General features: G+C 64.8%; 9 protein-coding genes. 4 read left to right on the top strand and 5 right to left on the bottom strand.

Features of this window, described 5'->3' with window-relative positions; genetic code table 11:
- A complete protein-coding gene (locus LVY72_RS07875; protein ID WP_237819449.1) occupies window positions 1–1,554 on the bottom strand; it encodes a purine-cytosine permease family protein in 1,554 nt (517 codons plus the stop codon).
- Between the two features lie 775 nt (window positions 1,555–2,329).
- Between LVY72_RS07875 and LVY72_RS07870 the strand changes: the two genes are divergently transcribed.
- Both LVY72_RS07870 and LVY72_RS07865 read left to right on the top strand, forming a co-directional pair.
- On the top strand, window positions 2,330–3,826 hold the full coding sequence (locus tag LVY72_RS07870; RefSeq protein WP_237819447.1) for an APC family permease: 1,497 nt from the start codon (window positions 2,330–2,332) through the stop codon (window positions 3,824–3,826).
- A gap of 188 nt (window positions 3,827–4,014) precedes the next feature.
- The gene (locus tag LVY72_RS07865; protein WP_237819445.1) at window positions 4,015–4,971 is read left to right on the top strand and encodes an alpha/beta hydrolase; all 957 of its coding nucleotides are present in this window, start codon (window positions 4,015–4,017) and stop codon (window positions 4,969–4,971) included.
- Between the two features lie 359 nt (window positions 4,972–5,330).
- Here the strand turns inward: LVY72_RS07865 and dnaB are convergent, their stop codons facing one another.
- Window positions 5,331–8,153: a replicative DNA helicase gene (gene dnaB, locus LVY72_RS07860; RefSeq protein WP_237819443.1), complete on the bottom strand. Its 2,823-nt coding sequence runs from the start codon at window positions 8,151–8,153 to the stop codon at window positions 5,331–5,333.
- Window positions 8,154–8,698: 545 nt separating this feature from the next.
- On the opposite strand from dnaB, the gene LVY72_RS07855 reads away from it, so the two are divergent.
- Together LVY72_RS07855 and LVY72_RS07850 are read left to right on the top strand one after the other, a co-directional pair.
- Window positions 8,699–9,535 (top strand): hypothetical protein, encoded by an 837-nt coding sequence (locus LVY72_RS07855; RefSeq protein ID WP_237819441.1) that lies wholly within the window; start codon window positions 8,699–8,701, stop codon window positions 9,533–9,535.
- A 76-nt stretch (window positions 9,536–9,611) separates the two neighbouring features.
- The gene (locus tag LVY72_RS07850) at window positions 9,612–10,040 is read left to right on the top strand and encodes a DUF1801 domain-containing protein (RefSeq protein WP_237819439.1); all 429 of its coding nucleotides are present in this window, start codon (window positions 9,612–9,614) and stop codon (window positions 10,038–10,040) included.
- Between the two features lie 37 nt (window positions 10,041–10,077).
- Here the strand turns inward: LVY72_RS07850 and LVY72_RS07845 are convergent, their stop codons facing one another.
- The 3 genes from LVY72_RS07845 to rpsR all read right to left on the bottom strand — a co-directional run bounded on the left by LVY72_RS07845 (window position 10,078) and on the right by rpsR (window position 11,754).
- Complete coding sequence (locus LVY72_RS07845) at window positions 10,078–10,932, bottom strand: PhzF family phenazine biosynthesis protein (RefSeq protein WP_237819437.1); 855 nt, start codon at window positions 10,930–10,932, stop codon at window positions 10,078–10,080.
- A gap of 101 nt (window positions 10,933–11,033) precedes the next feature.
- Window positions 11,034–11,486 carry a 50S ribosomal protein L9 gene (gene rplI, locus LVY72_RS07840; RefSeq protein WP_237819435.1) on the bottom strand — a complete coding sequence of 151 codons (453 nt, stop codon included), beginning with the start codon at window positions 11,484–11,486 and terminating at the stop codon, window positions 11,034–11,036.
- 28 nt (window positions 11,487–11,514) lie between these two features.
- Window positions 11,515–11,754: a 30S ribosomal protein S18 gene (rpsR, locus tag LVY72_RS07835; RefSeq protein ID WP_005273147.1), complete on the bottom strand. Its 240-nt coding sequence runs from the start codon at window positions 11,752–11,754 to the stop codon at window positions 11,515–11,517.
- Window positions 11,755–11,924: the final 170 nt, after the last annotated feature.

Raw genomic sequence — 11,924 nt, 5'->3', positions numbered from 1 at the left:
TCAGGATCGGTCCCGGGACTGGCAGTCCAGGCACAAAGGATGATCGCCTGAGCGCGCCGTGTCCATTTCGAAGGCAACGTAGTTCAAAGTGCATCCTGAACACTTGATCCGGGTCCCCCAGACGTCCTGGACTTGGGCGCGGACCGGGTCAGCTCCGACCGGCTTCCCGGCGCTCAGGCCTGCTGCCCGGACTGCCCAATAGAGCAGCGATGAGGCGGCGAGGGAAACCAGCGGCGCCAGGGCGGAGAGCACGGGCAGCTGGGCCGGAAGCTGGAGCAGGGTGATGCCCACAGCCGAGGAGGCGACCCAAACGCCGAATCCGGGGGCAACGGCACGGAGCCGGGCGGGGCGGAATTCCGGCTCCTTGTGTCTGTCCAGCAGCCAGTGGACGATCATTATTCCTACCCAGGACACAACCAGTACGGCCTGCCAGGCGAGGGCGATGGCGATGTAGCTGAAGACATCCGTGAACATCAGGACAAAGACAACCACCAGAAGCACGATGACCCAGGTGCGGCGGGAGAGGTTGCGCCGGCTGAAGTGGGCGGCAAACCGTTCCATATTGACACTGGCAAAGTAGAAGTTTGCCGAGTTGATGCGGACCTGGCTGACGATAATGACGATGAGGCCGACGACGCCCAGCGCACCGATGACGCCGTGGACGACGCCGGACTCGGTGACGCTGTCCTGCGGAGCGGCCAGTGCGACGATGAAGATGCCGACAAGTCCGTTGAATAGGTACGCGATGAGGTAGAAAACCCATCCAAAGCTGACCCGTTCATGGAACTTCGAATCCGTTCCCCGGCCAAAGCGGGCGGCATCCTGCGTGTCCGGGAACAGGATCCAGACGCCCATATAGAGGACGAACACGGTGAGCCACCCCGGGATGACGGTGGCCGACGCGGCCGGTCCGAAGGCAGACCAGTCCCCGGCCCATCCAAACCGCATGCCCGCCGCGACAACTGCGGCTAGCAGGCCGAAGAAATAGACGGGCAGCGAGATGCCGTTGAGTTTGTTCAACCAAGTCTGCATGCCTCCGAGCATCAGCGGCAGCATGCCGGCGATGACTATCGCGTACCAGACCCGGATATCCCAGACCTGGAAATAGGACTGCAGTGCGACGGCCAGCACGCTGCTTTCAAACACTGCGTAGTAGACGCCGGCCGATGCCACCAGCAGGGGCGCCAGGGCGGCTCCCCTGAAACCGAACAGTTCACGGGACAGCAGTGTGGAGTTGAGCCCCCAACGGATGGCCTCCCGGGCGCTCTTTGTGCCCAGGACCGAGTACACGATGACGGTCAGGACAATTCCGATCAGGGCCTGCTGCACGCCGACGAGGCTGGCCGACAACGCGCCGTAGTATACAAAGGCCATGGCACTGGCGATGGAGGACCAACCGCTGAAGATGCCCCATTTGCCGAGGCGTGCAGTGGTCGGCACTGCGTGGTTGGTGTACTCCTCTTGAAGCTGTCGCTTGATTACCCGAGGGTCGTCGACGGTGCTCAGTTCGAGTTGCAGAGGCGACCTGAGAGTCGCTTCTTCGGGTTCGTTCACTATTCTCGCCTGCCTGTAACAACGGAAAATCGATGTGTCTGATCTGCCGGGCTGGTTGGGGTCATAGCTCCGGGGCACTCCTCCCGGCGTCTGTGCCATTTGGCTTTGTTCGTCGGCGCCAACTCGACCTGCCCGCCTCTTGCCGCCTCTTCCGGAGCTTTGGACCTCCACCGAACCTTCTTAAGTTCCAAGAGACTCATTTAACGTTCGTTAATCAAGTTCGTCAAGGGCTTTCCATGACTCATCGGAAACTTCCCCGCAGGCGGTCTACCGCGGCGTCGGGCCTGGACCCCGCCCACGTGCAGGATCGTGCCCAGCATCGCTGCCGACGTCGCCCCTAGCGCCGGCTGCAAGCCTGCCAGAAAGGGTGAATCCGGCAGCACCGGCCACTGGCCGGCCCGGTTATTTGCGTTTCACCCCCGAATAACAGGCTGGCACGACAGGCCTCCTGCGGGTTTGGTGAACTGCACACTCGCCGACCCACAGGGGTTCCGCCCCCTAACAGCCGCTCCCTCCCGGACCAGCGGGCTGGGTCAGGGTTGGGAAACAGGCGCCGAGTGCGCCTCTGGCCGGGAATAAATATATGTGCTTTAGCCTGACAAACCCTTGACAGGCTTCCCTTATTGAATGTTCGATAAGCATCACGCCGCAGCGTCATAGACGATCAGCCCGGCGGGACATGCAGACTCAGCCCGCTCGTTGAGGCGTCCACGTGCAGAATCGGTGACCTATTCCCACAGGGCGGGTACTTTCTCTCGAAAGGTAATAATCAAAGATGGCCACAACCAAGAACGCCCCCAGCCTCGAAGGCGGTAAGCACGGGACCCAACTGACGGGCCGGATGGGCGTAATGTCGCTCATGCTGACAGTGCTTGCGTTCTCCGCCCCGCTGGCCGTGGTGACCGGGTACATCCCAGTCGCGATCATATTCGGCGGCAACGGGACTTCCGTTGCCTTCGTGATCGCTACGGTGATCCTGCTGATCTTCAGTGCTGGCTACGTCGCAATGTCCAAGCGAGTCGACAGGCCGGGAGCCTTCTACACATTTGTGAGCCGGGGACTGGGAAAGCCGGCCGGCCTCGGAACCGCCTATCTGGCAATCATTTCGTACCTGCTGGTCCTCGTCGGCACCTACGCATTCATCGGGGTCGTGGCAGCTGGCCTGATCCAATCGGTCGGCGGCCCGGCCATCCCCTGGTGGATCTCCGCCGTCGTGAGCTGGGCTGCGGTCAGCACGCTCGGCTATTTCAACATCGAACTCTCGGCGAAGGTGCTCTCCGTGGTCATGGTGCTCGAGGTGCTGGTCATCCTGATCTTCAATGCCTTCACCCTCGCCCAAGGGGGCGCAGAGGGCCTCTCCGTCACCCCGCTACTTCCATCGGAGTTCATCAAGGGCGATATTGGCGTGACCATGCTTTTCGCATTCATGGTGTTCATGGGCTTCGAAGCGACAGCACTCTTCCGTGAAGAGGTGCGCCACCCCAATGTCACTATTCCCCGAGCCACCTATGGCGCCGTACTCTTTGTCGGAGTTCTGTATGCCTTGACCTGCTACGGGCTGATCGCCGCTTATGGGTCTGATGCCGTCGACGTAGCCACAAACGAGACGACCGACATGTTTGCAAATGCTGCCGGCCATTTTGTCGGAGGCATCTTCGTGCAGATCACGCTCATTATGGCGCTCACCTCCAGCTTCGCCGCGAATGTGTCGATCCACAACGTTATCGCCAGGTATACGTACAATCTTGGATACGACCACGCGCTGCCGCGCTCACTCGCGCGGGTGCATCATAGCCACGCTTCTCCTCACGTCGCATCAAACGCAGCCGCGGCGGTTGCCGGGCTTCTGATCGCGATCATCGCGGTCCTGCCGATCGATGAATCCATTCTGTACGCGCAGCTTGTTGCCATTGGAACGGTCGGTGTGCTCGGCCTCATGGCATTGGTCTCTGTAGCGATCATTGCCTGGTTTGCCACTCGCCGCTCATCCAATTCCGAAGGCATCTTCAAGATCTACGTGGCTCCTGCCATCTCCGCCGTATCCCTGCTCTTCGTGGTCGTGATGGCAACCGTCAACTTCCACCTCGTGGCAGGAGGAGAGCCTGGGCAGTACACCTGGTTGCTGATTCCGCTTCCGCTGGCATTGCTCGCGGGAATCTACATCGCCCTACGCCTCCGCCGCTCGAATCCGTCCCGGTACGCCAGACTCGGGCGCGACGAAGTAGACCCCTTTCACAATCACACGGCCGAGTCCCTGACCGAGGCGGACTGAGGTCGCGACCAACTGATGGGACCAATGTCAGGACCGGCCTTGGTCCCGTCACCGCGGTCATCGCCATCCAGAAACCGTACCAGCTGGTGCATGCCCTCTCCCCGGACGGCTGGCGATCGGTGCCTGCTCGAAGCTCATCTGTGCTTTCGCCACACAACAACCGTTCATTTATCTTGAGGAGCCCTGACGTGACGACGGCATTCCACACGGAAAAGATCCAATTAAACGTTGACGGATCCCTTGTCCGAGGCACCTTTTACACCCCCAGCAATACCGATGGGCCCTTTCCAGTCATAGTGATGGCCCATGGGTGGGGCATGGTTTCAGGGGGTGATCTTGAGGATTATGCCGCTGGTATGGTCGCAGCCGACTTCGCCGCACTGACTTTCGATTTCAGGCACTTGGGGGCCAGCGAAGGCGAACCCCGGCAGGACATCGACCCACACCGCCAGGTTGAGGATTACAAAGCGGCCATCAGCTACGTGCGCGCACGTCCGGAAGTTGATGGCGAACGGATTGGAGTGTGGGGCAGTAGCTACAGCGGTGGCCACGCACTTGTCGTCGCTGCCGTTGACAGGCGTGTCCGTTGCGTGGTGGCTCAGGTTCCAACCATCAGCGGCTGGCGCGCGGCCCAGCAAAGGCTGTCCCCGGCGGAGCTCGCAGCCCAACAGGAGTGGTTCATTCAGGATAGGGACGCCCGGTTTGGAGGAGCCATCGGACAGACAATCAAGATGATCAGCGCCAACCCATCGGAGAAGGTGGCGTACCCTGGAGCCGAATCATATGACTACATGTCGGCGCGGGGAAAGACTTGCCCGAGCTGGCGCAATGAGGTGACGGTCCGCTCCCTCGAGCTTGCCCGGACCTACGAGCCGGGGGCCTATATTGAACGAATCGCTCCAACACCGCTGCTGATGATTATCGCTGACGCAGACAGCATCACACCCACAGGTCTTCAACAGGACGCCTACCGGCGCGCTCACCACCCGAAGCGCCTTCTGATGGTGCCTGGAGGACATTACTCGGTGTACACCGACCATTTTGAAGACACCCGTAAGGCTGCGGCGGACTGGTTCAGCCGCCACCTCGGGTCAGTCACCAATAGGCAGTGGAGTGATGAAGCCGGATCTGAAGTGACCTGTTGATGGTACCGGCGCTGTCCAAATAATTTGCAAGCCAATCGTTGCTATCACCGGAACGAAAGGATTAGTCGGCAGCAGCCGTAACCGCTTGGGGCGAAGGTCCGATCTTACACTTCGACTGCAACACGGCGAACGACCCACAGCAACCCTCAAGCCACCTGCACACCCCGGACAGGATTGCCCCCTCCACCGGCCGCATGGTCCAAGGCTACGGTTACGGGGTCGTACGGAAACTGTGATGGCCAGTTCGCCCAGCTGACAAGTAGATTGAGGCCCTACGGTCCGTCCGCTTCTAAATTGACAATTGCTAATCGGGTGTTGATCTCGGAGCGGAATTGTTAATGTTCGAGCGGGATCGACAGTCAGCCGTGCTCGACCGCCATATTGGCAAACCGGGAGTAGTGGCCTTGGAAGCCCACCACGATGGTCTTGGTCGGGCCGTTACGGTGCTTGGCCACGATCACGTCCGCCTCGCCGGCCCGCGGGGACTCCTTGTCGTAAATGTCCTCGCGGTGCAGCAGGATGACCATGTCGGCGTCCTGCTCGATCGAGTTGTGGACGGCGATGCCGTTGGCCACGAAGTTGTGGTTGCCCAACACGGTGGCGTCGAACACTTCTTCCTCGCCGTCGGGCACGATGCTGACGATGCCGTCCCACAGCAGGTCGTTAATCGCCAGCACGTCGATCTCCTCACGGTCCAGCACGGCGGTCACGCCGCCGAGGGCAGGCGCGCTGCCGTCGCGCAGGATAGAGCCCACCTCGCCCCACGGGTCGGAGCTGGGCACGGAGCCGTCCGCGGCAGTTGCGTCACGGACAAGGTCCAAAAGTTCCACCGCTGCCTCGTGCTGGCCCCCGAGCGGCTGGATCTCCTGCAGGAAGCGGCGGAGGTCGTCCGCCCCATCGATCACGACGGCGGTGCAGCCCGGCTCGCGCCGCAGCGAGGCGGAGATACCGAAGCGCAACAGCAGTCTCACAATGCCCTCCGCCAGCTGGGAGGATCGGCAGGCGAGTGTGGCGGATCCGCCACCGTCCTGCCCGATGTCGCCGCGACGCGCCCAGAGCTGACCTAGGAACAAGGCGATTTGCCGCTTGGGCAGGGAGAAAACGTCCTCGGGCACGAACGTGAGGCTTTCCATGATGTGCCCGTCGCCGGCCTTCTCCTCAGAGACCAGAGCTTCCTGCTCGGCCATGGCCAGGATGCGGGCGAGCGTCGACACACGCGCGTCCTCCCAGTCCGTCCGCCCCGATGGCCCGTTCACGTGCCGCGGTACGCCGAGCCGGTCGCCCACGGACAGGTTCCCAAGGGCACGCCAGCCCTCGTAGGTCAGGAACGGATGGTTCGCCGTCGCCCGCACGGTTTTGCCGGAAGCGAGCGTCAGCTTGTACACCGGCTTCACGCCTGTGGAAAAGACGTGGGTCAGGTGGCGTTCCACGTAGCGCAGGCTCTCGTCGAGGGACCAGACCGGGACGTCCTTGGCACCGGAGGCGAACAGCTCGCCCATGGTGGTCTCGGCGCCGGTATCGGAGCGGAGCACGCGGGTGTCGGCCGTGAGGCAGCCCGATTCGCGCAGGTCCGAGACCATCGGCTTCTTGTCCGTACGCTGCTCGGAACCACGGTTCAGCTGCGAAAGGGCGATGACCGGCACCTCGAGCTCCTTGGCCAGCAGCTTCAGTGCACGGGAGAACTCGGAGACTTCCTGCTGGCGCGATTCCACGCGCTTGCCGGAGGACATCAGCTGCAGGTAGTCCAGCACGATCAGCTTGAGGTCGTGGCGCTGCTTCAGCCGGCGGCACTTGGCCCGGATTTCCATCAGGGACATGTTCGGGCTGTCGTCGATGAACAGCGGGGCGTCGTTCATCCTGCCCATCGTGGTGGCGATCTTGCCCCACTGCTCGTCCTTGATAGTGCCCTTGCGCAGGTCCTGCAGCCCGATGGTGGCTTCAGCCGAGAGCAGGCGCATGGCGATCTCGTTCCGGCCCATTTCCAAGGAGAAGAACACGGTGGTCATGTTGTTCTTGATTGCCGCCGAGCGGGCAAAATCCAAGGCAAACGTGGAGTTGTGAGTCGGGATGAAGGAGCGGCCGGCCAGATACAGGTGCGACTCGTGTGCCACCTGGATGCAGCGGACGGGAACGGAGTCCACTGCGCGCACCTCGACGATCTTCCAGCCGTCGCGGTACCGCAGTTCCTCAGCCAGTTCCGGGGCCTCGTTCCGGATGAACACGCGCCCGCCGGCATTCATGGAGGCAGCAATATCCGCCGTGGTCACGACGGCGGGATGATCGTCGTTAGTTTCCGTCAGCCACTGGTGCTCGGCGTCGGCCACCAGGGCAGAACCGTCGTCGAACGTCACCTCGAAGCACGGGCGGTCAACCATGACGTCGGTGACCGCAACGACGGTGGTCGGCGTGCCGTCGGCCGCCAGCACCTGGTCCCCGGTGCGGATTTCACCCATGGTGGTCCAACCCTGCGGCGTCGGCAGCGGCGTATCCAGGGCCAGCGCCTTGCCCACGGCCGGACGTGCCGCGATGACGATCATCTGGCCCGGGTGCAGGCCCTGGGTCAGTTCGTCCAGTTCGTAGAAGCCGGTGGGCACGCCGGTCATGCCTTCGCCGCGGTGGCCGGCAGACTCGATCTCGTCCACCGTGCCTTCGATGATGTCCTTGAGCGGGACATAGTCCTCGGCGGTGCGGCGCTCGGCGACGGCGTAGATCTCGGCCTGGGCCTGGTTGACGATGGCGTCCACCTCGCCGTCCTGCGAGTAGCCGAGCTGGACGATCTTGGTGCCGGCGTCCACCAGCCGGCGGAGCACGGCGCGTTCGCGCACGATCTCCGCGTAGAAGCCGGCGTTGGCGGCAGTGGGCACGGACTGGATCAGCGTGTGCAGGTAGGCCGGGCCGCCGATGCGGGAGATTTCGCCGCGCTTGGTGAGCAGGTCCGAGACGGTGACGGCGTCGGCCGGCTCGCCGCGCCCGTACAGGTCCACGATCGCTTCGTAGATGCTTTCGTGCGCCGGCCGGTAGAAGTCCACGCCGCGCAGGACTTCCACCACGTCGGCGATGGCGTCCTTGGACAGCATCATGCCGCCGAGCACTGACTGCTCCGCGACGAGGTCCTGGGGCGGCGTCCGCGCGAACTCCGGGTCCCGGCCCACATGTTCGGAGTCTGCGTGTACGAGAGTCACCGCTGCCTGCTTTCTGTCTATCGCCCCGCCAAGGGGTCCGGCCCTGCCTGAACCGGGTCCCGGGACTTCAGGATCCCGGATGCTTCCGACACTTTTCCCGCCCGTACCCGGCGGCGGCCGGAATGCTTCCGAAGGGACCGCGGGGCTGTCCGCCGCGCCCCAAGTTGGATGAGGTACTCGGCAACCGTAGTCCCCCGCGCGCCTCCCGCCAAGCGAGTTATCCACAGGCCCTGTGTGCATCCTGTGGATCATGCGGCGTGTCTTGTGCACAGCCTGTGCGTACAGCTGTGGATTAAAAACTAATTCCGTTCATAAACCAGTGCTGACCTGCGGTTTTACTGTCCTCAGGGTGTGAATTAAAAATAATTCCATCCCCAGTGTTTCCACAGCACGGCTGTGGAAACACCGGAAAACCCGGCCTTTGGGGCACTTTTCCACTGGTTATCCACAGGCGTTGTCCCCAAACTGTGATGCAGCACAAATCCGGCCGATTCACCCGGGCCCGAAGCGGTGCCCCCGGCGCCTGCTGCCCGTAGGATTCTCCTATGGAGTCTTTCCTGGTCCCTGCCCTGATTCTCCTCGTCGTCGTCGCGGGAGTCCTGACTGCGGTAGGGCTCTCCAGGAAGCGCGCGGGGCGTTCGCCGCGCCCCTCGGCGACGGCGGCCGGGCGCGGCCCGGCCCCGACACGGGAGGCGGCCGTCGCGGCCAACGCCCGGCTGGACCAGCAGCAGCACACCGCGGTCTACTCGCTGATCGCCCGCGGACGCGGGCTGGAGGCCATTCAGGCCTACCGGCAGGCCACCGGCGCCGGGCTGCGCGAGGCGGCCACCGCCGTCGCCAGCTTGTCCGCCTATCCGCAGCCGTACGTATTCCCCGACGTTCCCCGGGAATCCGGCGCGCCGGAGCCGGCCGCCCCCGCCGCGGAGTCCACCGTGGAGCCCGCCGGCGGGCCGGAACCGGAGACCGGGCCCCGGACGGCGGCTCCGAAACCTGAGCCCAAAGACGAGGCCGGGCCTGCCGGGGAGCACCTCCAGGAACACCGGGCCGAACCGCCGGCCCCGGCCCGGCCGGCCGAGCCTGCCGCCGACCCCGGCAGCACGGACGTCCCGGGCAAGCACTCCCCCAGTTCGCCGCCCGCCGCCACCGGCGCGGCCGCCGCCCACCGGCCCACCGCCTACCGGTACCGGGCCATCGTGTCCAAGGGCGACGAGATCCGCGAAATCGCCAGCACCCGGCTCAACGACGCCGTCTACTCCCGCATCCGCGAAACGGCCTTGGCCGGTGACCTGGCCGCCGCCGCGCGGCTGCTGCGGGAACACTCGGATGCCGGCGAACAGGAAGCCCTGGAATTCGTCGCCCTGATCGGGCCGGAAGAGGACTGAGCCCGGCGGGACAACGTTCCGGCAACATCCCGGGCCGCCGCCTGACAAGCCCGGGGCCGTCTGCCAGAATCCTTACATGCCCAGCAACGCGGAGAACAAGACCCAGCCCACGGACCGCAATGTGGAAGAATTCCTTTCCCAGGTGCCGCATCCGGTCCGCCGGGCCGACGCTTTCGTACTGCTGGAGATGATGGCACGACTGACCGGCGAGGAGCCGGTGCTGTGGGGGCCGACCATGGTGGGGTTCGGCAGCTACCACTACCGCTATGCCAGCGGCCGCGAGGGGGATGCGCTGGCCGTCGGCTTCTCCCCACGTTCGGCCAACCTCGCCCTCTACGGACTGACCGTCGCCCCGGAGGCCGCGGAGCTGCTGCCGCGCCTGGGCAAGCACCGGACCGGCGCCGCCTGCCTCTATATCAACAAGCTGGCCGATGTGGACACCGAGGTGCTCGAGCGCCTGATCAGTGCCGGCTACGCCCATATGACGACGGCGGTGCACCAGTAGTAGGGCACCGGCGGCCGCATCCTCAGCCTACGGCCGCCTAGAACTCCACGGTGCCGCGGATCACGGTGCGCACTTCCCCGCCGATCCAGACGTCCGGCCCGTCCGCGGCGACGTCAATCAGTGCGTGCCGGCCCAGCCGGGTGCCCTGGCGCACCGTGTAGCGCGGCGGGGCGTGGCCGTCCCCGATCAGCCACTGTCCCAACGCGGCGTTCAGGCTTCCGGTGGCGGGATCCTCGGCCGGCACCGGCTCGAAGCCCATCAGGGCGCGGACCTCGAAATCCGCGTCGGAACCGGGCGGGCAGGCGCCCACCAGGCCCACCCCGAAGGGCGCCAGCGCCGCATAGTCGGGCTCGACGTCGAGCACTGCCTGCGCGTCCGCCAGCTGCAGGGCCTGCCACTGCGGTCCGTTGTCCGCCCACTGGTGCCGCAGCACCGCCGAGCGCTCCAGGCCCAGGGCCGCGCAGATCCTGGCCACATTCTCCTCCGGCAGCGGACCGCTGCGCCGCCGCGGCGGCGCGGCGAACGCCAGCCGCCCGCCGTCGTCGTCGTCGTCGTCGTACCGTACCGGCACCAGACCCGCACCGCACTCCTGGACCACGACGCCGAGAGTGCGCGGCACGCCGCCGTGCGCCAGCCACACCTGTGCGCTGCCCAGGGTCGGATGCCCCGCGAAGGGCAGTTCGGAACCCGGGGTGAAGATCCGCACCCGGTAGTCCGCCCCGTCCTGCCGCGGCGGCAGCAGGAAGGTGGTTTCGGAGAGGTTGGTCCAGGTGGCGAAGCGCTGCATCTGGCCGTCGGTCAGGTCCGCGGCGGCGGCCACCACTGCCAGCGGGTTGCCCAGACCGGGACCGGTGGTGAAGACGTCCACTTGGGCGAAGGCATGCGAAGTCACTGGGCCAGTCTATGCGGGCCACCGGGGTCCGGCTGGTTAAACGCCGAAGGGGCCCCCGCCCACAGGCGGGAACCCCTCCGACTGGTCGGAACCGACCGGGCCTACTTGGCGGCGACAACCTTGAGGTTGATCACTGCCGAAACGTCGTCGTGCAGACGGACGCTGGCCTGGTAGCTGCCGGTCGACTTGATGTGCTCGGCCAGTTCGACCTTGCGCTTGTCGATCGAGCCCAGACCCGCAGCCTCAACTGCAGCAGCCACGTCGGCCTGCTTCACCGTGCCGAACAGGCGTCCGGACTGGCCGGCCTTGACGGCCAGGGTGACCGGCTTGGCGGACAGGGAAGCGGCCAGCTGCTGCGCCTCTTCGAGCGAAGCGACGGCGCGGGCGGCGCGGGCAGCCTTGATGGACTCAACCTGCTTCTCGCCACCCTTGGTCCAGGTCAGGGCGAAGCCGCGGGGCAGAAGGTAGTTACGGGCGTAACCGTTCTTCACCTCGACGACGTCGCCGGCGGTGCCCAGACCGGTCACTTCGTGGGTCAAAATGATCTTTGCCATTTTTTACTCTCTCTCCTCTGCGCTTTGCTTAGCCGCGGCCAGCGCCGGAGTAGGGCAGCAGGGCAACTTCGCGGGCGTTCTTGATTGCCTGGGCGATCTTGCGCTGCTCCTGCACGGTCACACCGGTGACGCGGCGGGCACGGATCTTTCCGCGGTCGGAGATGAATTTGCGCAGCAGTGCTACGTCCTTGTAGTCGATGACGGTGACGTCAGCGGCCTTCAAGGGGTTGGACTTTGGTTTGGGCTTACGAAGTTCAGCCTTAGCCATCGTGGAGCTCCTTTAGCTAGTGGAGCCCGTGGGCCTTTGTCCACGGGATGGATTGCGGCGGCGGATGCCGCCTGGATGTGGGGCCTGCGCCCCGGAGCGGTGCAGCCGGGTCCCTGCGTGGCGGCGGAGCCGACACGAAAGGGCCTGTACCGCAAGAGCGGTGCAGCCGG

The sequence above is a fragment of the Arthrobacter hankyongi genome, assembly GCF_022012395.1.
GTDB lineage: Bacteria > Actinomycetota > Actinomycetes > Actinomycetales > Micrococcaceae > Crystallibacter > Crystallibacter hankyongi.
The sequence above is the reverse complement of the archived record's forward strand: the minus strand, read 5'-3'. Positions and strand labels throughout refer to the sequence as shown.

What these genes read in the sequence shown, in the direction of transcription:
- LVY72_RS07855 (WP_237819441.1), top strand. Translation starts at nt 8,699, where the DNA reads ATGGAGTCTTTCCTGGTCCCTGCCCTGATTCTCCTCGTCGTCGTCGCG.
- rplI (WP_237819435.1), bottom strand. Translation starts at nt 11,486, where the DNA reads ATGGCAAAGATCATTTTGACCCACGAAGTGACCGGTCTGGGCACCGCC.
- rpsR (WP_005273147.1), bottom strand. Translation starts at nt 11,754, where the DNA reads ATGGCTAAGGCTGAACTTCGTAAGCCCAAACCAAAGTCCAACCCCTTG.
- LVY72_RS07870 (WP_237819447.1), top strand. Translation starts at nt 2,330, where the DNA reads ATGGCCACAACCAAGAACGCCCCCAGCCTCGAAGGCGGTAAGCACGGG.
- LVY72_RS07850 (WP_237819439.1), top strand. Translation starts at nt 9,612, where the DNA reads ATGCCCAGCAACGCGGAGAACAAGACCCAGCCCACGGACCGCAATGTG.